The organism is Microterricola pindariensis, from assembly GCF_002936985.1.
Lineage (GTDB): Bacteria > Actinomycetota > Actinomycetes > Actinomycetales > Microbacteriaceae > Microterricola > Microterricola pindariensis.
The window spans coordinates 21,606-42,913 of sequence record NZ_MPZN01000022.1; the positions used below are offsets into that span (position 1 = coordinate 21,606).

At 71.6% G+C, this 21,308-nt stretch carries 19 protein-coding genes, 1 tRNA gene and 1 other RNA gene; 9 read left to right on the forward strand and 12 right to left on the reverse strand.

The window, feature by feature from the left end:
* Positions 1 to 53 precede the first annotated feature (53 nt).
* From GY24_RS08375 to GY24_RS08400, 6 genes are all read left to right on the forward strand, one after another.
* Positions 54 to 677, forward strand: coding sequence for a biotin transporter BioY (locus GY24_RS08375; protein WP_104475223.1), 624 nt, complete (start codon positions 54 to 56; stop codon positions 675 to 677).
* Positions 674 to 1,930, forward strand: a complete 1,257-nt coding sequence (locus GY24_RS08380; RefSeq protein WP_104475224.1) for a class I adenylate-forming enzyme family protein — start codon at positions 674 to 676, stop codon at positions 1,928 to 1,930. Before GY24_RS08375 ends, GY24_RS08380 begins: the two co-directional genes overlap by 4 nt.
* Positions 1,920 to 3,065, forward strand: a complete 1,146-nt coding sequence (locus tag GY24_RS08385; RefSeq protein ID WP_104475225.1) for a thiolase family protein — start codon at positions 1,920 to 1,922, stop codon at positions 3,063 to 3,065. Before GY24_RS08380 ends, GY24_RS08385 begins: the two co-directional genes overlap by 11 nt.
* Positions 3,062 to 3,742, forward strand: a complete 681-nt coding sequence (locus GY24_RS08390) for an energy-coupling factor ABC transporter ATP-binding protein (protein WP_104475226.1) — start codon at positions 3,062 to 3,064, stop codon at positions 3,740 to 3,742. The genes GY24_RS08385 and GY24_RS08390 overlap by 4 nt, the downstream gene beginning before the upstream one ends.
* Positions 3,739 to 4,332 carry an energy-coupling factor transporter transmembrane component T family protein gene (locus tag GY24_RS08395; protein WP_104475227.1) on the forward strand — a complete coding sequence of 198 codons (594 nt, stop codon included), beginning with the start codon at positions 3,739 to 3,741 and terminating at the stop codon, positions 4,330 to 4,332. The genes GY24_RS08390 and GY24_RS08395 overlap by 4 nt, the downstream gene beginning before the upstream one ends.
* 135 nt (positions 4,333 to 4,467) lie before the next feature.
* A complete protein-coding gene (locus GY24_RS08400) occupies positions 4,468 to 4,869 on the forward strand; it encodes a VOC family protein (RefSeq protein WP_104475228.1) in 402 nt (133 codons plus the stop codon).
* A gap of 188 nt (positions 4,870 to 5,057) precedes the next feature.
* Here GY24_RS08400 and GY24_RS08405 read toward each other — a convergent pair.
* Positions 5,058 to 5,133: transfer RNA gene (locus tag GY24_RS08405), tRNA-Lys, on the reverse strand.
* A gap of 127 nt (positions 5,134 to 5,260) precedes the next feature.
* On the opposite strand from GY24_RS08405, the gene hisN reads away from it, so the two are divergent.
* Positions 5,261 to 6,055, forward strand: coding sequence for a histidinol-phosphatase (gene hisN, locus GY24_RS08410; protein ID WP_104475229.1), 795 nt, complete (start codon positions 5,261 to 5,263; stop codon positions 6,053 to 6,055).
* Positions 6,056 to 6,188: 133 nt separating this feature from the next.
* Complete coding sequence (locus GY24_RS08415) at positions 6,189 to 6,716, forward strand: YdgH/BhsA/McbA family protein (RefSeq protein ID WP_104475230.1); 528 nt, start codon at positions 6,189 to 6,191, stop codon at positions 6,714 to 6,716.
* A gap of 95 nt (positions 6,717 to 6,811) precedes the next feature.
* Here GY24_RS08415 and GY24_RS08420 read toward each other — a convergent pair whose 3' ends face one another.
* The 10 genes from GY24_RS08420 to ssrA all read right to left on the reverse strand — a co-directional run bounded on the left by GY24_RS08420 (position 6,812) and on the right by ssrA (position 18,935).
* Positions 6,812 to 12,463: a peroxidase family protein gene (locus GY24_RS08420; protein ID WP_161498710.1), complete on the reverse strand. Its 5,652-nt coding sequence runs from the start codon at positions 12,461 to 12,463 to the stop codon at positions 6,812 to 6,814.
* Between the two features lie 163 nt (positions 12,464 to 12,626).
* Complete coding sequence (locus GY24_RS08425) at positions 12,627 to 13,019, reverse strand: hypothetical protein (protein ID WP_133161150.1); 393 nt, start codon at positions 13,017 to 13,019, stop codon at positions 12,627 to 12,629.
* Positions 13,020 to 13,124: 105 nt separating this feature from the next.
* Positions 13,125 to 13,526 carry a 4-carboxymuconolactone decarboxylase gene (gene pcaC, locus GY24_RS08430; RefSeq protein WP_104475233.1) on the reverse strand — a complete coding sequence of 134 codons (402 nt, stop codon included), beginning with the start codon at positions 13,524 to 13,526 and terminating at the stop codon, positions 13,125 to 13,127.
* Positions 13,523 to 14,311, reverse strand: coding sequence for an alpha/beta fold hydrolase (locus tag GY24_RS08435; RefSeq protein WP_104475234.1), 789 nt, complete (start codon positions 14,309 to 14,311; stop codon positions 13,523 to 13,525). The genes pcaC and GY24_RS08435 overlap by 4 nt, the downstream gene beginning before the upstream one ends.
* Entirely contained in the window at positions 14,308 to 15,651 is a 1,344-nt protein-coding gene (locus GY24_RS08440) for a lyase family protein (protein ID WP_233279277.1), read from the reverse strand. The genes GY24_RS08435 and GY24_RS08440 overlap by 4 nt, the downstream gene beginning before the upstream one ends.
* Before the next feature lies 1 nt (position 15,652).
* The gene (gene pcaG, locus GY24_RS08445) at positions 15,653 to 16,222 is read right to left on the reverse strand and encodes a protocatechuate 3,4-dioxygenase subunit alpha (RefSeq protein ID WP_104475235.1); all 570 of its coding nucleotides are present in this window, start codon (positions 16,220 to 16,222) and stop codon (positions 15,653 to 15,655) included.
* Positions 16,222 to 17,040 carry a protocatechuate 3,4-dioxygenase subunit beta gene (pcaH, locus tag GY24_RS08450; RefSeq protein WP_104475236.1) on the reverse strand — a complete coding sequence of 273 codons (819 nt, stop codon included), beginning with the start codon at positions 17,038 to 17,040 and terminating at the stop codon, positions 16,222 to 16,224. The genes pcaG and pcaH overlap by 1 nt, the downstream gene beginning before the upstream one ends.
* 76 nt (positions 17,041 to 17,116) lie before the next feature.
* The gene (locus GY24_RS17910) at positions 17,117 to 18,058 is read right to left on the reverse strand and encodes a hypothetical protein (protein ID WP_193953543.1); all 942 of its coding nucleotides are present in this window, start codon (positions 18,056 to 18,058) and stop codon (positions 17,117 to 17,119) included.
* A complete protein-coding gene (locus tag GY24_RS08460; RefSeq protein WP_104475249.1) occupies positions 18,055 to 18,411 on the reverse strand; it encodes a PadR family transcriptional regulator in 357 nt (118 codons plus the stop codon). Before GY24_RS08460 ends, GY24_RS17910 begins: the two co-directional genes overlap by 4 nt.
* Before the next feature lie 148 nt (positions 18,412 to 18,559).
* Positions 18,560 to 18,935, reverse strand: a transfer-messenger RNA (tmRNA) gene (gene ssrA / locus GY24_RS08465).
* A gap of 128 nt (positions 18,936 to 19,063) precedes the next feature.
* Here ssrA and GY24_RS08470 point away from each other — a divergent pair.
* Positions 19,064 to 19,726, forward strand: a complete 663-nt coding sequence (locus GY24_RS08470) for an SIMPL domain-containing protein (RefSeq protein ID WP_161498711.1) — start codon at positions 19,064 to 19,066, stop codon at positions 19,724 to 19,726.
* Between the two features lie 64 nt (positions 19,727 to 19,790).
* Here the strand turns inward: GY24_RS08470 and GY24_RS08475 are convergent, their stop codons facing one another.
* Positions 19,791 to 21,209 carry an HNH endonuclease signature motif containing protein gene (locus tag GY24_RS08475; protein ID WP_104475238.1) on the reverse strand — a complete coding sequence of 473 codons (1,419 nt, stop codon included), beginning with the start codon at positions 21,207 to 21,209 and terminating at the stop codon, positions 19,791 to 19,793.
* Positions 21,210 to 21,308 lie beyond the last annotated feature (99 nt).

The window sequence follows — 21,308 nt, forward strand, 5'->3', positions numbered from 1 at the left end:
TTTTGTACGGCGGATCGAGCGCGGCATCCGCCCGCGCTTCTAGCGTTGCAACCATGACACAGCACAGCATCGACCGGCCTGCGGCAACGCGCTCCTTCACGGCCCGCGACCTCGCCTCCATCGCCACCTTCGCCGCACTCATCGCGGCGCTCGGACTCCCCGGCGCCCTGCAGATCGGCGCCAGCGGCATCCCGATCACCTTCCAGACCCTCGGTGTGATGCTGGCCGGGGCGATCCTCGGCGCCCGCAACGGCTTCTTCGCCGTGCTGTTGTTGGAGGTGCTGGTCGCCGCCGGCCTGCCGCTGCTCTCCGGCGGCCGCGGCGGCATCGCCGTCTTCGTCACCCCCGGCGCCGGCTACCTCGTCGGCTGGCTGCTCGGCGTGCTCGTCATCGGCTGGTTCACCGCCCGCCTCCTTCCGCGCTACCGGGTGCTGCCCGCCCTCGGCGCGACGGCGCTCGGCGGCATCGTCGCGATCTACCTGATCGGTGTGCCCTGGTTTGCCCTCAGCACCGGCACGCCCCTCTGGGTCGCCCTGACCGGCGCCTTCGTGTTCCTGCCCGGCGACATCCTCAAGGTCGTCATCACGGTGCTCGTCGCCAAGCAGGTGCACCGCGCCTGGCCCGGTCTGATCACGCCGCGCGGCAAGAGCGCCCGTACCGAGCCGATCTCCGCATGAGCGACTCGTCGTGGCTGGGCGGGGCGGACGGGGATCGCGCAGTCAGCGTCGCCGGCCGCGCCCTCAGCTACGGCGAGCTGCGTGAGCGCGTCCAGAACCACTCCCTCCCGCCCGGCCCCATCGTGCGCGCCGAGCACTCCGACCCGGTCGAACTGCTGGTGCGGCTGCTGGCGGGCATCGACCAGGGCCGCCCCGTGCTGGTCGCCGACCCGGCCAGCCCCGCGCCGCTGCCCCGTGCCGTCCCGGCCGGCACCGAGCTGCTGCTGCTGAGCTCCGGCTCCTCCGGCCGGGCGCGGGCCATCGCCCGCACCGCCGCCTCCTGGCACGACTCCTTCGCCCCGCTCACCGCCGCCACCGGCATCCGGCGCACCGACGTCGTCGCGCCGAGCGGGCCGCTGCACGTCTCGATGCACCTGTTCGCCGCGCTGCACGCGCTCTGGCTCGGGGCCGAGCTCAGCTTCGACCCGGCGGGCGCCGACGTCGTGCACTGCACCCCGACCGTGCTCGGCCGGCTGCTCTCCTCGCCGCGGCTGCCGCGCCTGTTCGTCGTCGCCGGAGCGGCCCTGCCGAGCGGGGCCCGCGCCGAGGCCCTCTCCCGCGGCGCCGCCGTCACCGAGTACTACGGTGCGGCCGAGCTCTCCTTCGTGGCCGTCGCCGACGCGGGCGGCGCGCTCCGCGCCTTCCCCGGCACCGAGCTGGCCCTGCGCGGCGGCGTGCTCTGGGCCCGCTCCCCCTACATCAGCCTCGGCTACGCCGCGGGCGACGGCGCTGACACGGGCTCGCTCCGCCGGGACGCGGACGGCTTCGCCAGCGTCGGCGACCTCGCCGAGCTGGGCGCGGGCGGCGAACTCCGCGTGCTCGGCCGCGGCGACGACGCCGTGACCACGGCGGGCGGCACCGTGACGAGCGAGCAGATCGAGTCCGCCCTGGACGCCCTCCCCGGCGTGCGAGCCGCCGCCGTCATCGCCGAGCCGCACCCCGTGCTCGGCGAGATCGTCGTGGCCGTGGTCGAGCTCGAGAGCGCGGCCGAGAGAGAGCTCGAGAACGACGCGGACGCCGGCGCGCTCCCGCGCTCCGTCCAGGCCCGCGCGGACGCAGCCCTCTCCCCCGTCGAGCGCCCCCGCCGCTGGCTGTTCGTCGAGCAGCTGCCGCGCACGGCATCCGGCAAACTGGCCAAGGGCGCGCTGCGCCAGGGGCTGGCCGACGGCACGATCCCCTTCACCGAACATGGAGCACCCCGCAATGCGCACTGACAACGCCCCCGTGATCGTCGCCGCCCGGCGCACCGCGATCACCTCCAGTGGCCGCGGATTCGCCCAGCACACCGTCGACGCCCTCGCGGCGCCGCTGCTCGGCTCGATCGCCGCGGAGCTCGCCGCAGCCGGGCGCCCCGTCGACGAGGTCATCCTGGGCAACTGCCTCGGCCCCGGCGGCAACGTGGCCCGCGTCGCCGGGCTCCGCGCCGGCCTGGACGAGTCCGTGCCCGCCGTCACCGTCGACCGCCAGTGCGGCTCGGGCCTGGAGGCCGTGCTGCAGGCGGGAACCCTGCTGCGCTCCGGCGCGGCCGAGCTGGTCATCGCCGGCGGCGCCGAGTCCGCCTCCACCGCGCCGTGGCGGTTCTGGCCGCCGCAGGGCGACGCGCAGCCGGAGCGCTACACGCGCGCCCCGTTCGCCCCGATCGGCTGGCCGGACCCGGAGATGGGCCCGGCCGCGGATGCCGTCGCCGCCCGCTTCGGCATCTCGAGGCAGCGCCAGGACGAGTGGGCGGCGCGCTCGCACGACCTGGCCAGCGCCACCCGGGAGCGCGGCGGCTTCGACGCCGAGATCGTCGCCGTCGACGGCGTCACCCGCGACGACCGGCCGCGGCGCGACCTCGACCGGGGCCGACTGGCCCGCTTCGGCGCCGCCTTCAGCGCGGGCGGCACCGTCACCGCCGGGAACTCCTGCGGCATCTCGGACGGGGCCGCCGCCCTGGCCGTCACCACCGAGGCGGTGCGGGCGGAGCTCGGCCTGCCCGGCCTCCGCATCGTCGCCGCCAGCACGGCCGGCTCCGACCCCGCCCTGCCCGGCATTGGAGCGGTCGCCGCCGTGCGCAAGCTGCTCGCCCGCACCGGCGTCGCCACCAGCGAGCTGGACGCCGTCGAGATCACCGAGGCGTTCGCCGCCCAGCTGCTGGCCGTCAGCGACGAGCTCGGCCTGGACGAGGAGCGCATCAGCGCGGGCGGCGGGGCGATCGCCCTCGGCCACCCGTGGGGGGCGTCCGGGGCGGTGCTCGTGGTGCGCCTGGCCGCGCGCATGCTCGCCGGCGGCGACCGCCGCTACGGCCTCGCCGCCTGCTCGATCGGCGGCGGCCAGGGCATCGCGATGCTCGTGGAGCGTGCGGCATGAGCGGCATCCGGTTCGAGGACGTCTCCCACGGCTACGGCGAGCGGCCGGTGCTGCACGAGATCAGCCTCGACATCACCGAGCAGCGGGTGGGCATCGTCGGCGCCAACGGCTCCGGCAAGTCCACCCTGGCCCGCATGGTCAACGGACTCGTCACGCCCGACCGCGGCCGGGTCAGCGTGCACGGCCGGGACGTCGCCAAGAACGGCCGCGAGGTGCGCCGGCTCGTCGGCTTCGTCTTCACCAACCCCGACAACCAGATCGTCATGCCGACCGTCGCAGAGGACGTCGCGTTCAGCCTGCGCCGCCGCGGACTCGCCAAGGAGGAGATCGCGGGGCGGGTCGCCGCGATCCTGGAGCGCTTCGGCCTGTCCGGGCACGCCGACCACGCCGCGCACCGGCTCTCCGGCGGTCAGAAGCAGCTGCTCGCGCTGGCGTCGGTGCTCATCGCCGAGCCGGCCGTCGTCGTCGCCGACGAGCCGACGACCCTGTTGGACGCGCGCAACGCCCGCCTGATCACCGATCTGCTCACCGGGCTGGACCAGCAGGTCCTCGTCGTCACCCACCAGCTGGAGCTGCTGGCCGGCTTCGACCGGGTGATTGTCGTGGAGGAGGGCCGCATCGTCGCCGACGACGTGCCGGATGCCGCCATCCGCCACTACCTGGGACTGTTGGCGTGATCGGCTTCTACCACCCCGGCCACTCACTGCTGCACCGCGCACCCGCGCTGCTGAAGCTCGGGCTGCTCTCGCTGCTGATCGCGGTGACCGTCGCGCTGCAGGAGCCCTGGCAGCTGGGCGTCGTCCTGGCCGTGGCCGTGCTGCTGGCGGCATCCGCCCGCCTGCCGTTCCGGGCGCTCTGGCGCCAGGTCTCCCCCGTGCTCTGGGTGCTGGCGATCGCCGTGCCGATCCAACTGCTCTTCGCCGACTGGGTGATGGCGGTCATGATGGGCGGGCGGCTGCTCATCGCGGTGCTGCTGGCCGCGCTGTTCACGCTGACCACGACGGTCGGCGCCGTGCTCGACGCCTGCGAGCAGCTGCTCCGCCCCCTGCGTCGCTGGGTGGACACCGACCGCATCGGCCTGCTGCTGGCCCTCACCATCCGCTCGATCCCGGTGATCGCGGCGATCGTCGGCGAGGTGATGGAGGCCCGCAAGGCCCGGGGAACGCAGGGCTCGGTGATGTCGCTCGCCGTGCCGGTGATCGTGCGCTCCCTGCAGAGCGCCGAGGCGCTCGGCGACGCCCTCATCGCCCGCGGCTTCGACGACTGACGCTGTCGCGCCGCCCCTGTCGCGCCGCCCCCGTCGCCCTGACCCCCTGTCGCACAGGGGCCCGGCGGCCTACCCTGAACGGGCAGGGCCGCGCGCTCAGCGCGGCCGGCAGCTCAGAGCAGAGAGGTCAGTCTCATGGACTGGAAGATCGAACTGGTGGCCATCCCCGTCACGGATGTCGACCGCGCGAAGGCGTTCTACGTCGACCAGGTGGGCTTCAACGCCGACCACGACATCGTCGTGACCGACGAGCTGCGGTTCGTGCAGCTGACACCGCCGGGCTCCGCCTGCTCCATCGTGCTCGGCACGGGAATCACCGAGATGCCGCCCGGCTCGCAGAAGGGCGTGCAGATCGTGGTGCCGAATGCCGAGGAGGCCCTGGCCCACCTGCGCGAGCGCGGCGTGACCGCCAGCGACATCGACCCGCAGCCGTGGGGGCGATTCGTCTACTTCTCCGACCCGGACGGCAACAGCTGGGCGCTGCAGGAGCTGCCGCCCCGCGACGGGGCCGGCGCGGCGCCCGACTACGCCGTCTGAGCCGCCGGCCGCGGGCCGCAGGGTGCGGGCTGCGGGCCCGTCGCGGCCCGTGTCGTGTCTCGCGGCACGCGGTATGTCGGGGGCCGCGAGACAGAACGCGGGCCGCGACGAGAAATTTCCCGATCGACGAGAACACTCCGTGCCCGTTAACGAGAAAACCCCGGCCTCTCGCGAGACCGGGGTTTTGGTGGTGCACCCCCTCGGACTTGAACCGAGAACCCACTGATTAAGAGTCAGTTGCTCTGCCGATTGAGCTAGAGGTGCGTATCTTGGCCCGTTTTGCGCTTCCCGGGCCGAGATAAAACATTACCATCTGATTTCTGAGCTGGCGAATCGTCAGATCCCGGGAGTGTCGGAACGGCCGTTCCGTCTGCGCCGATAGGCTGCTTCTGTGAATTCAGCAGCGAACTCGCCCCTGGCGCTTGACCTCATCCTCGCACAAGAACTGGCCGACATCGCCGACGCGATCTCGTTCGATCGCTTCCGCTCGAACGACCTCGAGATCTCGACCAAGCCCGACCGCACCTTCGTGACGGATGCCGACCAGGCCGTCGAGCGGGCCATCCGCGCCCGCATCGCCGAGGCCCGCCCCGACGACGGCATCCTCGGCGAGGAGTACGGCACCGAGGGCGAGAGCACCCGGCAGTGGATCATCGACCCGATCGATGGGACCGCGAACTTCCTGCGCGGGGTGCCCGTCTGGGCCACCCTCATCTCGCTGAGCGTCGACGGCCACCCCGTGCTCGGCGTCGTCAGCGCGCCCGCCATGGCCTCGCGCTGGTGGGCGGCATCCGGCGGCGGCGCCTTCATCCAGGAGGGCGACGCCGCACCGCGCCCGCTGCGCGTGAGCGGCGTGCGCGAGCTCGCCGACGCCTCGCTCAGCTTCAACAGCATCGCCCAGTGGGATGAGGCCGGCTACCTGGACCGACTGATCGCGCTGACCCGCTCCGTCTGGCGCGACCGGGCATACGGCGACATGTGGTCGTACATGCTGCTCGCCGAGGGCCTCATCGACGTGGCCGGCGAGTTCGACGTGAAGCCCTACGACCTGGCGGCCCTGGTGCCGATCGTCGAGGAGGCCGGCGGCCGGTTCACCTCGGTGACCGGCGAGCCTGGACCATGGCACGGCAACGCGCTGGCCAGCAACGGCCTGCTGCACGAGGCCGTGCTCGACGCCCTGAAGTAGGCGCCCGCGGCCGCGGCGGTGCTCCGCTCCTCGCCGAGCGATCTGCGTCCCCCCGATTTGCCCCGGACTGGACCCACCGATACCATCCCCATTTGGGGGTAGACGCCCCCGTCCACCCTGCAGATGGAGCATCGTGAACACTTCGACACTTGCCCGCTTCGCCCGCCACACCGGCGCCGTGGCGGCCGCAGCCGCCCTGGCCATCACGCTGAGCGGCTGCTCCGTGTTGCAGGGCGTCCTCGGACCCACTGCGGCCCCGCCCGTGCGTGACGCGGCGACGCAGGAGATCACCGAGTCCGGCCAGGCCGACGTGTTCTCGATCCAGGTGGGCGATTGCATGAACGAGGTCAGCGGCGACACCGTCTACGACGTCCCCGTCGTGCCGTGCGGCGAGCCGCACGACGAGGAGGCCTACTTCGAGCACACCTTCACCGTCGCCGAGTTCCCCGGCGACGACGCCGTCTACGATGAGGCACTCGACGCCTGCTACGTCGCGTTCCCCGCTTTCGCGGGCATCTCCTACGAGGAGTCCACTCTCGACTTCTACCCGTTCACGCCGACGAAGGAGAGCTGGGAGCAAGCCGACGACCGCGTCGTCACCTGCATGATCTACGACCCGTCCGCACGGACCACCGGGTCGCTCGCGGGCGCGGCCCGCTAGTCGCCCGGTGGCAGACGGGTGAGGGGTGCGACCGCCCGGCCGCACCCCTCACCCGTCTCCGGCGCCGACTCCCCCTACGGAGCCCGCGCCACCGGCTACGGAGACGGCGCGACAGGCACGTCCGTGACCGGACCGACCGCCGCCGACGTGTTCGCCTCCTCCGTGCCGAGATCATCGGTGTAGCGCACAACCACGCGGATGCCGGCACCGACGTCTGCCGCCTTCAGCAGGTAGGCGGTGCCGCCGGCCCCGGCGATCACCTCGTGGGTGGCGAAGCCGTCCAGCGAGCGCTGCCATTCGTAGACGATGCCGGCCTCGGCCGCCTCGGCCAGGCCGTCCCCGTCGGTGAACGGCTGGGCGAGGAGCCCGGCCCCGACGTGCAGGCCCTCTGCGGTGCGCAGCACGACCTCCGACGGGACGTCGTTGACGTTGGCCACCGTGTCGGCCGTGGTCTCTGACACGATCGCCCGCACCCGGCCGTCCGGCCCGGTGTAGTTGACGACGACGCGCAGCACGGAGCCCACCGCGGCATCCGTGACCGGCCACGTGCTCTCCGTCAGCGTGCCCGGGTTCGGCCCCGTGCTCTGCAGGAGTTCCCACTCGCCGATGTCGTTGCCGTCGCCCGGCTCGCCCGCGTACCAGTGGTAGCGCACGTTGCTGACGCCCGCGGTGTCGAACGGAGCCCCGCCGAGGCCGAGCATCGTCGCCGTCACCGGCTTATCCTCCGCCAGGGGTGCCTCGTAGCTGAGCGCCACGGCGCCCTCTGCGACGCAGGCCGCCCCGGTGGCGAACTCGTAGCATCCGTCGCTGAACTGGATCCGCTCGAAGTTGCGGACGATGTCTGCCCCTTCGCTCTCCTCCGGCTCGGCCGCACCGGAGTGCAACACCCTGTAGTAGCCGGAGCCGGGCACCGTCTCGGTGATGGAGTACTCGCTCATGCTGCCGAGGTACACCACCGTGTCGATCGAGTCGGTTGCCTGGTCCTCCTCGATGGCCCGCTCGATGTCGATGTCTCCCGGGTTGATCTCGCCGGCGAAGATCGCGGCGTGCAGCTGGCGCGCACTGTCGAACTTCTGGCCGGTCGGGAGGTGCACCAGCTGTGTGCGCAGGTAGGCGTCGCCGTCGAGGAAGTCGTCGCCCTCGCGCCCCTCGATGGTGTCGTTGCCGGCACCGCCGATCAGGATGTTGCTGACGCCGTCGCTGTCCACGGCGAGCGGGTTGTCCATGAAGCGCAGCGCGTAGTCCTCATGGGCGCCCCCGGGGCGCAGGAGCGCCTCGAGTCCGGCGACCAGGTCGAGGCTGGCCTCCGTCGCCTTCTCGAGCACCGCATCGGAGTCACGGTACTCGTCGGGCAGCTTGCGGGAGCCGCGCAGGGTGTCGTCCCCGGAACCGCCGGAGAGGGCCTCCAGCTGGTCGAAGCGCGCACGCACCGCGATCGCGCCGGGTGCGGTGAGGCGGTTGACCATCATGTCGGCGGTGACCGGCATCTTCGTCCCGTAGTACGTCAGCCAGTCGAAGCCCAGGTTGCCGAGGTAGCGGTCGGTGCCGAGGGCCTGGCCGACGAGGATGTCGTCGCCGCCCTCACCCTCCACATCGTCGTTGCCGCTGCCGCCGATGACGACGTCCGCGCCTCCTGTCGTGTCGTTCTGGAACTGGTTGCCGTTGTCTCCCTGCAGCAGGTCGCCGTGCTTCCCGCCCTCGACCCAGTCGTTGCCCTCGCCGCCGAAGACGATCATCCGCCCGGCTCCGCCGACCGTGATGTCATCGCCGGTCCCGGCGAAGGTGGTGTTGTCGGTGTCGCCGCCGGAGACCAGGTAGTCGTCGCCGTGGCTGCCGAACAGCAGGTTGATCCCGGGTCCGCCGTCCAGGGCGTCGTTGCCGAGGCCGCCCTTGAGGTTGTCGTCGCCGAAGCTGTCGGTGAGGATGTCGTCGCCGCTGTTGCCGAGCAGCAGGTCGTTGCCGTCGCCGCCCTCGATCCGGTCGTTGCCGCCGTTGCCGAACAGCGAGTCGTCGCCCTGGCCGCCGCGCATCCTGTCCTCGGCCTCTGTGCCGTGGATCTCGATGTGCTCGTCACCCGCCCAGCGGTAGGTGCCGTCGAGCATCTGCGAGAACTTCGCGAGATCCGCCGGCAGCGGGTTCGGGATGGCATCGAGGTCGATCATCGGGTCCTGCACCGAGAAGATGTTCGCGGGCAGGTCGGTGGCGGCCGTGTTGCGCTTGATCAGGTCGGAGAAGGAGCTGGCCTCCAGCGCCGCGAACAGCTGCTGCCCCTGGTTGCGGAACAGGTAGTAGAAGCGATCGCCGAACTGCAGGTTCTCGAGTTGCCGCTCGAAGACGACGTTGAACGTCGATCCGAGCATCCCCCCGAAGGGGTTGAGAGCCTCGGCGAGTCCGCCGACCCACATGTCGATGTCTCCGAGGCCGGTGGGGTCGACGCCCGCGGCATCCGCGGCCCAGGTGCCGACGCCGTTCATGAACTCGAGCCGGTCGTCGGGTGCGACGATGTTGGGGTCGATCGCGGCCTCCATGTCTGCCTGCACCGAGACGTTCACCACGGCGTCGCCACCGAGGACGACGACCTTGGTGACGCCGAGGCGCCGCAGCTCGGCCTTGACGGCCGGCAGCAGCTCGGCGCTCGGCACGAGCAGCAGAGGCGCGTTGTTCGCCGCAGCGACGGGGGCAGCGGCCAGGGCATCCGGGAAGTTCGCGCCCGTCGCGATGTACGCCGTCGTCGCCCCCTTCGGCAGTGACGCGCGGCTGTTCTCGATGGCGGTGTCGTAGCGGTCGGCGCCCGCAATCCGCACCACCTTGCCGTCGGTGAACTTTCGCAGGCCGGCGGCGACAGAGGGCGAGATGACGCTTGTTCCGCCGAGCACGACGATCTTGGTCGGCTTGAGCCTCGTCAGCTCTGCGGCCGTCGCCGCGGGAATCGCCCCGTCGGCCACCAGGAGCACCGGCCCCCGGCCCTCGGTGGTCCCCTCGGCGCCCGCCGCAGCGGATGCCGCCAAGGCGTCGGGGAAGTTCGCCCCGGTCGCGATGTAGGCCACACCGGCCTTTCCGCGGAAGGTCGCGGCGCTCACGGCGGCGGCCGTCTCATACCGGTCGGCTCCGGCCAGACGCGTGACCGGCCCCGAGGTGAAAGCACTCAGCGTCTCGAACACCGCGGGGTCAACGACGTGCTCCCCGCCCAGCACCGTGATGCTCTGTGGTTGGAGCCGCGCGAGTTCTGCCGCCGTCGCCCGCGGGAGGCCCGCGGTATGGGTGAGCAGGATCGGTGCGTTGGCGATCGCGGCCGCGGGGCCGCCGGAGAGCGCGTCGGGGAAGTTCGTTCCGACGGTCACGAACGCTGTCTTGACGCCGGGCTCGAAGTTCGCCCGGCTGAGCAGCGCGGCGGTGTCGAAGCGGTCGGCTCCGCCGAAGCGGGCCGACAGCGGCACCGGCGCCGGCGTGCCGTTCACGAGCAGTTCGGCGGCCTCCCGCTTGGCGGCCATCGTGGTGGCGTCCGCCACGCTGGGGTGCCGGCCATAGGCGGCGACGAAGTTCACCAGTGAGGCGTTGCTGCCGGTGCGGCCGAAGTTGTCCCCGGTCTTGAGGTTGAGGCCGAAGTCGACCCAGTTCTCGTAGGGGCGGAGCACCGAGTCGCCGCTGGCGGCGTACAGCGTCTGCCGCGCCGTCTGCAGCGACGGCACACCGGCATCCCTGGCACGCACCAGGTTGATCGTGGCCAGGTCCAGCGGCAGCCCGAGCAGGTTGTTGCGGAGCGTGTCGACGATGAACTCGTCGATCTGGTTGGCGACCTGGTCTGTCGTCCCGTTCACGATCGATCCGGCGGCCTCGTCGGGTGAGAGCGCGCCGTCGTTGTCGAAGCTGCGCGGGTTCAGGAATCCGTCCAGCAGGGGCACGTCGCTCGTCCCGAAGTCTCTGCGCGCGACATCCTCGGTCATCATGGAGTGGCCGAAGCGGTAGACGACGTGGGCGAACTCGGCCACGATGGCCGGGTCGATGGTGCCGTCATAGCTGTTCTCGTTGAAGACGACGGCGTCGATGGAGGGCTGGATCGTGCGGGCGTACTCCTCGAACACGAGGTGCTGGTACTGCATCTCGGTGACGAAGCGCGCGGCCTGGAAGAGGCGCTGCGCATAGCTCCAGTTGTCGGCTTCCGCACCCGGCAGCCTGTCGCTCTCGCGCAGCGCCGGCCAGTTGTTCGCCTCGCCGAGGTAGGCCTTCTTCAGCTCGGCGTTCTCCGGCTTGTTCAGCAGCGACTCGATCTCGCCGATCATGCGGTTGTGCTCCGAGTGGAACACGTGGTGCACGGCGGTCAGGCCGATGTTCTCGTTGCCGCGGCCGTCGCCGGTGGCGAAGTGCTCGCCGAGCGTGACGTTGTCGTAGCCGGTCAGCACGAGCTCGCCGGAGGCGTCCCGCACGGGGTCGCCGTTTCCGTCCAGCGCGACGCTCGGCGTGGCGCCGTGGGCGATGTCGTCGAGGAAGGCGTGGCCCGTGCCCGCGGCATCCGCCGTCGAGATCGGCGCCTGGATGTTGCCCTCCACCGGGCCGGCGAGGGTGACCAGCACCGGCAGGCCGTTCTCACCCGGCAGGAAGTTGCCGTAGAGGTCGGTGGCCAGCAGCGGGACGTCGAGCACGTCGGCGTCGCCGAGGTTGATGCCGAGCACCGTCTGTGCCTGGGCCTTGATGTCGTTCCAGGTGGCCAGGCCGGCGCGGCTGCCGTCGGGCTGGCGCCCGTCCAGCAGCCGGCCGGTGTCGACCGGCTTGCCGCCGACCAGCTCGTACTCGCGCAGGAAGACCTGGTGCGAGGGGTGCGAGGTGTAGGTCTGGTTCTGGTCGACGTAGGGGGTGGTCTGGTTGTTGTGCGAGGTGCCGTTCGGGTCCTGCTCCCCCGCCTCGTTGAAGCGCGTTGCCCGCGTCAGCGTGAGGAAGTTCGTGCGGCTGCCGGCGACGTAGAGCGGGTCATCCGGCTGCAGCGGCACCACGATTGTGCCGTTCTCGCCCTTGTTCACCAGGTCGAGGCCGTGGTCGAAGAACTGGCCGAAGAAGCCCAGCCACGTGTTGAACGGGGCGGAGAGCCCCTCGTCCGGAGAGGTGTTCGGGATGAACAGCCGCCCCGTCGCCAGGTCCTCTGTCGACCCCGGTGTGTTCACGGCGGCGTTCAGCGCTGCCGGATTGCCGCGGGTCTGGTCGACGATCAGGTTGCTGATGGTGCGCGGGTCGGAGTCGTAGACGAATCCGTCGTTCATGGCGTAGCAGGTGGATGCCGGGTCGGCACAGGCGCTGGTGTCGCCGGTCTGCGGCGGGGCGGCCGCCGGCGCGGGGTCGGCCTGGCGCCACTCCTGCGGCAGCAGCTGGGGGAAGACGCGGTCTGCGGCGCCGTAGTCCTGCTGCCCGGCGACCAGGTTGTTGAACGAGCCGTCGACGGTGCGCAGCCCCATCGGGAGGGCGGGCGACGGAACGCATTTGCCGCTGACGTCGGTGATCTCGTCGCAGAGCAGCGCCCCGCCGGCGGCGTGCGCCTCGGCTATCTGGATCTGTCGCAGGATGAACGCCAGGTCCTCCTCGACGATGCGGAAGGAGGGGTTCGTGTCCGTCGCGACGGCCTGGGCCGGCAGCGCGTTCTGGGTGATGCTCCCACCGAGCGCGACGGCGACGGTCGCGATGACGGCGATGACGAGTCGTCGGCGGGAATGCCGCCGCTCATGCACCAGCGGCGAGTGGGTCTGAGGCAAGTTCAACACGGCGGATCCCTCCAACGGAGCGTCGAGACGCTGAGGCAGGCCCGATTCCGATGGAAGAGGGGGCACCATTGCCCCGTTCCAGTAGCAGGGCTTCGGGTTCCCGTGCTACATGAGTGTGTCTACTCCCGAAGGTGAGCACACCTCAAGTAATGCCTTGTTAATGTCACCCGTTTTGGGGGTACGGGTGGATGCCCCACGAGCCGCTTTCTCGCGGCGTTGTCTTGACTGCGGCGGGCAGAGGGGGGCCGCGGCTCCGCGTCATAGTGACGAAGCGCGCGGCGCCGGCATCCTCGACCACGCGGCCGTGCAGCATGACCAGGCCCGGCGGATCCACGGTGCGGGCGGCGGGCAGTCCGTCATCGGCGTCGGCGCGCTCCTTGTCGCCCTCTGCGCCCTCTCCGCCCACGGATGTCGATGCGAATCCCCGGTCAGAGCCCTGAAACTCCAGCGCAGACGTGAGCGAGCCGGCGAGGGTGAGGCCGCTCAGCACGGCCAGGGCGGCGCCGGCAATGCTCACGCGGCGGAGCACGTCTCGCATTCCCGGCACGCGTGTCATGGCATCGTCGCATTCCCCGCTCACGGTGCTGCGTCGGATCCGCAGGCGCGCGAGCGGCTTCTGGCGCGATCATAGACCCGGAGCCGCTCGGGCGCGCGCGAAGAATCAGGGATTCTCGGCGAAGACCTCCGCGGCGATGCGGAACGCCGTGTTGGCCGCCGGCACCCCGCAGTAGATGGCGCTCTGCAGGATCACCTCGCTGATCTCGGCGACGGTGAGGCCGTTGCGCAGGCCCGCCCGCAGGTGCATGGCGAGCTCCTCGTCGTGGCCGAGGGCGATGAGCGCGGTGATGACGCCGACCGAGCGCGCACGCCGGTCGAGCCCCGGGCGCGACCAGACGTCGCCCCACGCGACGCGGGTGATGAAGTCCTGGTAGTCCGCGGTCACCGGGGTCGCGGCCGCCGTCGCACGGTCGACGTGCGCGTCGGAGAGCACCGCGCGCCGCACCTGCATGCCCTGCTCGTAGCGCTCCGCGTCGCTCAGCCCTGTGCCGTCCGGCCTGCTCATGCCCGTGCCTCTCGTGTGTGGGTGAAGAACGCCAGCAGCTCGTCTGCCGTGGCCCCTGCCTGTTCGGCGGGCGGCAGGTGTGCCGCATCCGGGATGCGCGCCGTCGCGCCGTGCTGCACGCCGCCGGCGATCTCCCGGGCCTTGGCCTCGGGGGCGACCTGGTCGTACTCGCCCCAGACGGCCAGCACGGGGGCCGAGATCTCGCCCAACCGCTCGCGGACGTCCAGACCGGCGAGCGCCTCGCAGCAGAGTGCGTAGCTCTCGTCATCCGCGCCCTGCAGCGCGTGCAGGAGCCGCCCGGTGAGGCCGGGCTCCCGCTCCACCGAGCCGGGCGCGAACCAGCGGCCGGCCGAGGCGCTGATCAGGGCGGAGGTCGACTGCCTGCGCACCAGGGCGGCGCGCTCCAGCCAGGCTTCCGGTGAGCCGAGCTGGGCGCCGGAGGCGACGATCGCGGCCGCGGTGACGAGGTCAGGGTGCCGGAGCGCCAGCTCCAACCCGGTCGCCCCGCCGAGCGACACCCCGGCGTAGAGCAGCGTCTCGTCGCCGCCGGCGCGCACCGCGGCGGCCACCGCATCGGCGAGCTCGGCGACGCTGAACGGCTCGGTCGCCGCCGGTGAGTCGCCATGACCGGGCAGGTCCCAGGCCCGCACCCGGTAGTGCTCGGTGAGCGCGGGCGCCGCCTGCTCCCAGAGGATGCTGGAGGTGCCGAGCGAGGGGCCGAGCACGAGCAGCGGCGCATCGGCGGGGCCGATCGCGGCGGTCAGGGCGATCCGGGGCACTGTCATGATGTCTGTTCCTCCTGCTGCGCGGCATGTCCCTGCTGCGCGGGGTCTTCCTGCTGCGCGGGGTCTTCCTGCTGCGCGGGGTCGCCGCCCAGGTTCCGCACGGCGAGCTCGCTGGCCAGGCCGATGTAGTCGGCGGGGGCCGATTCTCCCGCGCGCGGTCCGCGCTCGGCGAGGAGGGCGCCGCCCGTCATGGCCAGGTTGCGGGCGACGGCGGCGTCGTCGACGACCAGCCCGCCGACGAGTCTGCGCGTGTGCGCGGTCGCGCCGAGGGCCAGCCGCAGCAGTTCGCGCAGCGTCGGCCATTCGGCATGCCAGGAGCCGTCCGGGCGCTCGTCCACGGCGAGCACGGCGGCCAGCTGCAGCGTGGCGCCGAGCTGCGGGGCGCGCAGGGCGGCCGAGCGGATCAGCACGGATGCCGCGGGGTTGCGCTTCTGGGGCATGGCCGAGGAGCCGCCGGGCTCCCCCTCGGCGATTTCGGCGATCTCGGTGCGGCTGAGCGTGGCGACATCCGTCGCCAGCTTGCCGAGCGCCGCCAGCAGCTGCACGAGCGCGTCGCCGAGCTCGGTGACGGGCCAGCGCTGGGTGTGCCAGGGCGCGTCGGGGGCGGCCAGGCCGAGCTCGGCGGCGAAGGCGGCGGGCAGCGCGGCTGTCCGCTCGGCGCCGAGCGCGTCGGTCCAGGAGGCGAGGGTGCCGCCGGCGCCGCCGAGCTGGGCGGGGAGCAGGGCGGCGTCCAGGGTCAGCCGGGCCCGGCGGATGCCGCGCAGCCAGTTCGCGGCGCGGAGACCGACCGTTGTCGGCACGGCGTGCTGGGTGAGGGTGCGGGCGGCGGCGGTCTGGCCGCGCCGCTCTTTGGCCATCCGGGCGAGGGCGGCCTCGAGCGCGGTCAGCTCGGCGGCGATCTGGGCGCGGGCGCGTTCGGCCAGCAGCATGAGGGCGCTGTCCAGGATGTCCTGGCTGGTGGCGCCCTCGTGCGCCTCGGCGAACCCGCCCGCCCGCAGCGCCCGCACGAGCGGGATGACGGGGTTGCCGCCGGAGGCGGCCGCCCGGGCGATCTGGTCGAGGTCGATGCCGAGCCGGTGCCCGGTGCAGAGTTCCCCGGCGCCGCGCCAGCCGAGCTCGGCCGAACGCCGCTCACGGGCGGAGGCCTCGCCGCCGCGCACGGTGTCGAGGGCCCGCCAGAGCGCCACCTCGACCGTCACCAGACCGCCGAGCACGGCGTCATCGGCCACGAGGGCGTCGTGGCCGGCCGTCACCGGGGAGAGCAGCCCGCGGTCGAACACCGAACCGAGCGCCGCAGCGGCGTTCGACACTTCAGCGTTCGTCACATCAGTGTTCGTCACATCAGAAGGCAAGGAACACGGTCTCCTTCTCGCCCTGCAACCGAATGTCGTGGTGGAGCCCACCGCCCGGCAGGCGCGTTGCGATGAGCGTAGCGCGCTCCCCGGCCGCGAGCGACGACAGCAGCGGGTCGGCGGCCAGCGCCTCCGCGTCCTCTGGCAGGTAGATCCGGGTGTGCAGCTTGTCTGGCAGCCCGCGCGCGAACACGATCGCGGCGAGGAACGGGGCGCCGCCGGCCGCGGCGCCGGGGTTGCGGGTCCAGAACTCGTAGCGGCCGTCGTCGTTCGTCGCCGCGCGGCCGAAGCCGGTGAAGCTGTGGTCGTCGCGACGGCGGGCGCCGCGGGCGCGGGGCACGGTGCCGTCGGCATCCGCCCCCCAGATCTCGACGAGGGCGTCGGGGATCGGGTTGCCCGCGCCGTCGTACACGGTGCCGCCGAGCAGGAGCGCGCCGGGCGAGTGCGGATGCACGACCTCATGCATTTTCTCGTAGTTGGTGCCGAAGGCGAAGAAGGGGCCGACGGTCTGGCCGGGCGTCGGCTCGAGGCTGCGGGGCGGGGCGGATGCGGTCGTCATCAGTGGCCTTCCTCCTGCTCGAACCAGGTGGCGTCCGGGCCGTCGACGACGATGTCGAAGCGGTAGCCGGTGGAGCGCTCCGGCTCGGTGAGGTCGTGGTCGTAGACGCCGATCAGCCGGTCGCGGTCGGCCTGCGTGCGGATGGAGTTGTAGATCGGGTCCAGGCCGAACAGGGGGTCGCCGGGGAAGTACATCTGGGTGACGACGCGCTGCGTGAACGAGCTGCCGAACACCGAGAAGTGGATGTGCGCCGGCCGCCACGCGTTCACGTGGTTCTTCCACGGGTACGGGCCGGGCTTGATCGTGGTGAACAGGTACTCGCCGCGATCGTTCGTGACGGCGCGGCCGGCACCGGTGAAGTTCGGGTCCAGCGGCGCCGGGTGCTGGTCGCGCTGGTGGATGTAGCGCCCGGCCGAGTTGGCCTGCCACACCTCGATCAGCTGGTTCGCGATCGGGCGGCCCCAGGAGTCGAGCAGCCGCCCGCGCACCGTGATCCGCTCGCCGAGCGGCTCCCCCGCGTGCTGCAGGGTGAGATCGGACTCGATGGCGGCGACGTCGCGCTGCCCGAAAGCGGGCGAGAGGAGCTCGATGGTCTCCGGGTCGACGAGGGTCGGGCTCTTGGTCGGATGCCGCAGGATGCTGGAGCGGTAGGGCGGGAAGTCGTACATCGTGCGCGGGAGAACCTCACCCGCCGCCTCGCGGCGCAGGAAGTCGGCGTGGAACTCGGCGATCTCCCGGGTGATCTCGGCCTGGGAGGCCTGGTCTGGCGCGGCCAGCAGGCTCTCCGGCGCCACCGGGGGGCGGGGAATGACGGTCATGGGCGCCTCTCTGCGACACAAGCGAATACCCCCGAGTGTGGCAGCGGCGCCCGCCCGACCGGCAGGCGTTTCCCATTCAATGGGAAGGATCTGCGGCGGCGACGGCGGCCGCGCGTCGCAGTGTGGTCGCCCCGATCAGGAGCGATGCGCAGACGGCCGTGGCGACGAGGAGCGCCATGCCCTCCTCCCCGCGGGAGGTGAGCGAGCCGACCGCCCAGGCCGCCGCCCAGGGCAGGCTGGCGATCACCACGACCGCGGCGGCCGTGTCGTTCCGGGCGACGAGGAGGGCACTGGCGAGGAGGAGCGCCAGCACGAGGGCAATCCCCAGGTTGGAGATTCCGGCCGGAACCAGCCAGAAGAAGTGATCGCCGTGATACCGCGCGCCGAACACGCCCAGCCCCGCGTACACGCCGGCGAGTGCCGCGGTGGCCACGCCGAAGCCGACGAGCGTCATCCGGGGTGCAACGGGCGTCCCCCCGAGACCGAGGAGAGCGAGGAGCCCGAGGAAGCCGATCGTGGTGGACGAGAGCCCCGCCCAGCCTCCGGTGACGTGGCTGGCCGCCACCAGGCCGATCGCGGTCGCCACGCTCGCGGCCAGGGCGATCCGGGCCGCCCGCCGCCAACCGAACAGGAAGAGTGCGAGGGCGATCAGCCACGCCGCGTAGAGGAGCACGCCCGGGTTGACGAACGGGCCGAACGTCCGCACCACGACCATCGGGTCCCTGGCCGCCCACGGCGCCCAGCCGTGAGCCAGGAAGAACACCAGCGAGAGGGCGGCGCCCGTCGCCAGGGCCACGGTGGCAACGCCGTCGCGGACCGGCGCGGGCAGGGAGGCGCCCAGCCGGGTGGCCAGGCCGTTGCCGAGCAGGGCGATCGTCTCGCGCGCGCTCGGCGACAGGCGGCCCTCGCCGTCCGCGACGTCCAGAAGGGTTCCGAGCACGGCCTCCTCGTTGGCCGCCCGCCAGGCGCGCGGGTACACGCGCAACAGGGCGCGGTACCGAGCCTCCAGGGTGCTCACGCAGCGCCTCCGAGCGCGGCTCGCATGGATGCCGGCCGCGCCTGCAGGCGGGAGCGCAGCTGGCGCGCGTTCGCCTCAATCCGCTGGAGCTCGCGCTCCAGGGCTTCCGATCCGGGTTCCGTCAGGGCGTAATAGCGGCGGAGGCGCCCGTCAACGGACTCCTCCCCGGCCGGGGCGACCAACCCCTGTGTGCCGAGTCGACCCAGGGCCGCGTAGAGTGTCGCGACCTTCAGCCGGACCCGGCCGTCGGAGAGTGCGGCGACGTCGTGGATCATCGCGTAGCCGTGCTTCTGTCCACTCGCCAACGACGCGAGGATGAAGAGGGTCGGTTCGCGCATCTCGGTGTCTGCCATGCGACAGAACATACTCTGTTGATCGATATATCCCGGTGCTGCGGCCCGGGCGTGTCTGCACGACGTGTCGCGGATCGGGCCGGAGAACGCCGCGTGCGAGAAGGGTGTGACAACAGGAAGAAACAACAACGTGTGACAACGACCTTGATGGTGGAGATGCCGGGAATTGAACCCGGGTCCACTGCTGTAGTCATGCGCCTTCTACGGGTGTATCTAGTGAAGTCGTTCTACTCGGCTCCGGAATTTGCCACTAGCACCTAATCCGACAAGCCCAGCCCTCGTTTAAGTCCCTCTACACCCCGCGGCTCAATGTAGAAGCAATCTCTCTAAATGGCGCCAGGATCCGGGTAGAGAGCATTCCCGGTCTGACGGACTTCTTTAGTGCGCTCGCTTAGGCAGCGAGGGCGAAGTCAGTGCGCTTTGAATTGGCACTTATTGTTTTTCAGAGATCGTTTACGAGATAACCCTGAATCCTCGACCCGCTTCTCGCAATTGAACAGGCAATGTCGAAACCGATCATCCCCATGAAGCAGGTCGTTGTCACACGCTGTTGAGTTGTCAAACACTGCACGAGACCGTCCTAGACGAGAACCTCATGCAGCCCTACAGTCTAGAACAGCAGCCAGCAGAAATCCATTCCAAGGGGGACGCCATGGGCATCACCATCACCGTTTCCGGAGAAGCCGAGCGCAAACGCGCCGCAGAGCGCGCCGTGCTCCACCTCTCCGTCGGCTTCGAGGGGCCGGAACGCGAGGACGTGCTGGAGCAAAGTGCCCGGCTGCATTCCGAGCTGAGCGCCCAGCTGGGCTACCTGCACTCCCCCGGCACGGGCCCCGTGCTGGAGTGGGCCGGCGAGCAGCTCCGGGTCTGGGGCCAGCGGCCGTGGAGCCAGACGGGCGAGCAGCTGCCCGTCGTGCACCACTCGGCGGCATCCCTCAGCGCGACGTTCAACGACTTTGTCGCCCTCTCCCGCTGGGTGGGCGAGATCGCCCTGCTCGACGGGGTGACGGTGAACGGCGTGGACTGGTCGCTCAGCGACGCAACCCGGCACGAGGTGGAGAGCGCGGTGCAGCGGGATGCCGTCGCCGCCGCCGTCAAGAAGGCCGAGATCTACGCAGCCAGCCTCGGCTTCACCGGCGTCATCCCCGAGGCGATCAGCGACCCGGGCCTCCTGGGCGACGACGACCACCCGCTGGCGAAGATGGCGATGCGCACGTCGATGGGCGCCGCGGATGCCGGCGGAGACGCCACGACGCTCAAGCCGGAGGAGATCCGGGTGAGCGCGGCCGTGCACGCCCGGTTCAGCGCGGGGTAAGCCTCGGCACGGGCGGAGAAGCTGGCTGGCTGGCTGGCCGGCGGGCGTGATTCGACCCGGGGACCTACTCGACGAGCACGGGCCGGCGGTCGCGTTGCTGTTCGAGGAGGTCGGCTAGTTGGGTGCGGGACTTCGTGGATCTTCGCCACAGGGCGTTGGCCTCTGAACGGCCGTTTCTGAGCCAGGGCGGCGGCTTCACGTGCGGGACGCCGCCGATCATGAGGATCAGCCAGCCGCTCGTCTCGATCGTGCGGTGGTGGAACCAGCAGAGGAGCACCCCATTGCAGGTCTCGGTTTCGCCACCATCCCGGTAGGCGATGACGTGGTGGATCTCCGACCACGCGGCCGGGATCGTGCAGCCGGGGATGATGCAGCCGCCGTCGCGGAGGCTGATCGCCCGCCGCTGGGCTGCGTTGAATACCCGGTCGATGCTGCTCAGGCTGACCAGGCGCCCGTCGTCGCCGATCAGCACGTGCTGCTGCCCGCCGGCGCAGATGAACTGCTCCACGGCGCGCAGCGAGACGGGCGCCTCGCAGCCCTCGATGAACCCGGCACCGGTGCCCGAGGCCAGGTCGGCCTGCCGCACCGAGACCAGCACCGTCGGGGCGGCGCCGCCCATCGTCGGGGCGGCGGCGCTGCGGGCGGCCCCGTCAATCAGGCTGGCGAAGACGTCATGCCGGGCCTGCGCGGTGGCGCGCGGGTCCTTCGGCTGGTCCGGGTCGGCGTCGGCGAAGCTGGGCTTCGAGCGCGGGCTCAGGTACGCGTTCAGCAGGGCCTCGAACTTCGCGTCGACCTCCGGCAGCAGCGCCATCCTGCGGTGCACGAGGCCGTCGCGGGTGAGGCCGCCGCTGATGCCGCGGGCGGCCATGGCTCGCTCCTCAATCGGTTCGGTGCCGTCCTCGTCGAGCACGTTCTCCCAGACGCGGGCCTGGCCGCGGACCTCGTCGGCGGCGAACGGCAGTGCGGATTCGATGGTGGGGCCGGTGGCGGCGGCCACGAGCGCGGTCTCGGCGAGTTCCACGTTGAGGTCGCCGACCCGGGCCCGGATCGGGTCCAGGGTGTCGACGATCGCCGCCGCGCTGTCGTAGCCGAGGGTGCCGGCACGGAGGGCGTCGGCTACCTGCTCGAAGCGGGCCGGCATCGTGTCGCCGGTCAGGGCGAGGCGCGGGCGGGTCGCGGATCCGAGTCGCATCCGCTGGGTGATCGTGCGCTCAGACGCGAGCGTGGTCCGGGCGAGGAGCTCGACCCCGTTGCGGCAGCCCTTCTTGGCCGAGAGGCGGTCCTCGCCGAGCTCCCGGCGGGAGCGGAACGCGACCTCCCCAGCGGCCCGGATGCGGAGCGCGTCGGCGAGCCGACCGACGGCCTCGGCCGTCGCGGTGAGCTCGAGCAGGGCATCGTCGCGCAGCATCCGCTCGTCGGAATCGGCGAGGGCGGCGGCGAGGGAGGACTGTGCATCTGCCAGTGCGTCCGTCGCGTTTCCCATGACACCATTTTACGACGGAAAGCAAGGGTTCGACGAAGAAAATCCCTGATGTGGATAACTTTCCGCGCAGTGTCGGTGGGGTGCGGTAGCGTCGGAAGT

What these genes read in the sequence shown, in the direction of transcription:
- GY24_RS08375 (WP_104475223.1), top strand. Translation starts at nt 54, where the DNA reads ATGACACAGCACAGCATCGACCGGCCTGCGGCAACGCGCTCCTTCACG.
- GY24_RS08380 (WP_104475224.1), top strand. Translation starts at nt 674, where the DNA reads ATGAGCGACTCGTCGTGGCTGGGCGGGGCGGACGGGGATCGCGCAGTC.
- GY24_RS08385 (WP_104475225.1), top strand. Translation starts at nt 1,920, where the DNA reads ATGCGCACTGACAACGCCCCCGTGATCGTCGCCGCCCGGCGCACCGCG.
- GY24_RS08390 (WP_104475226.1), top strand. Translation starts at nt 3,062, where the DNA reads ATGAGCGGCATCCGGTTCGAGGACGTCTCCCACGGCTACGGCGAGCGG.
- GY24_RS08400 (WP_104475228.1), top strand. Translation starts at nt 4,468, where the DNA reads ATGGACTGGAAGATCGAACTGGTGGCCATCCCCGTCACGGATGTCGAC.
- GY24_RS08425 (WP_133161150.1), bottom strand. Translation starts at nt 13,019, where the DNA reads ATGACACGCGTGCCGGGAATGCGAGACGTGCTCCGCCGCGTGAGCATT.
- pcaC (WP_104475233.1), bottom strand. Translation starts at nt 13,526, where the DNA reads ATGAGCAGGCCGGACGGCACAGGGCTGAGCGACGCGGAGCGCTACGAG.
- GY24_RS08435 (WP_104475234.1), bottom strand. Translation starts at nt 14,311, where the DNA reads ATGACAGTGCCCCGGATCGCCCTGACCGCCGCGATCGGCCCCGCCGAT.
- pcaG (WP_104475235.1), bottom strand. Translation starts at nt 16,222, where the DNA reads ATGACGACCGCATCCGCCCCGCCCCGCAGCCTCGAGCCGACGCCCGGC.
- pcaH (WP_104475236.1), bottom strand. Translation starts at nt 17,040, where the DNA reads ATGACCGTCATTCCCCGCCCCCCGGTGGCGCCGGAGAGCCTGCTGGCC.
- GY24_RS08460 (WP_104475249.1), bottom strand. Translation starts at nt 18,411, where the DNA reads ATGGCAGACACCGAGATGCGCGAACCGACCCTCTTCATCCTCGCGTCG.
- GY24_RS08470 (WP_161498711.1), top strand. Translation starts at nt 19,064, where the DNA reads ATGGGCATCACCATCACCGTTTCCGGAGAAGCCGAGCGCAAACGCGCC.
- GY24_RS08475 (WP_104475238.1), bottom strand. Translation starts at nt 21,209, where the DNA reads ATGGGAAACGCGACGGACGCACTGGCAGATGCACAGTCCTCCCTCGCC.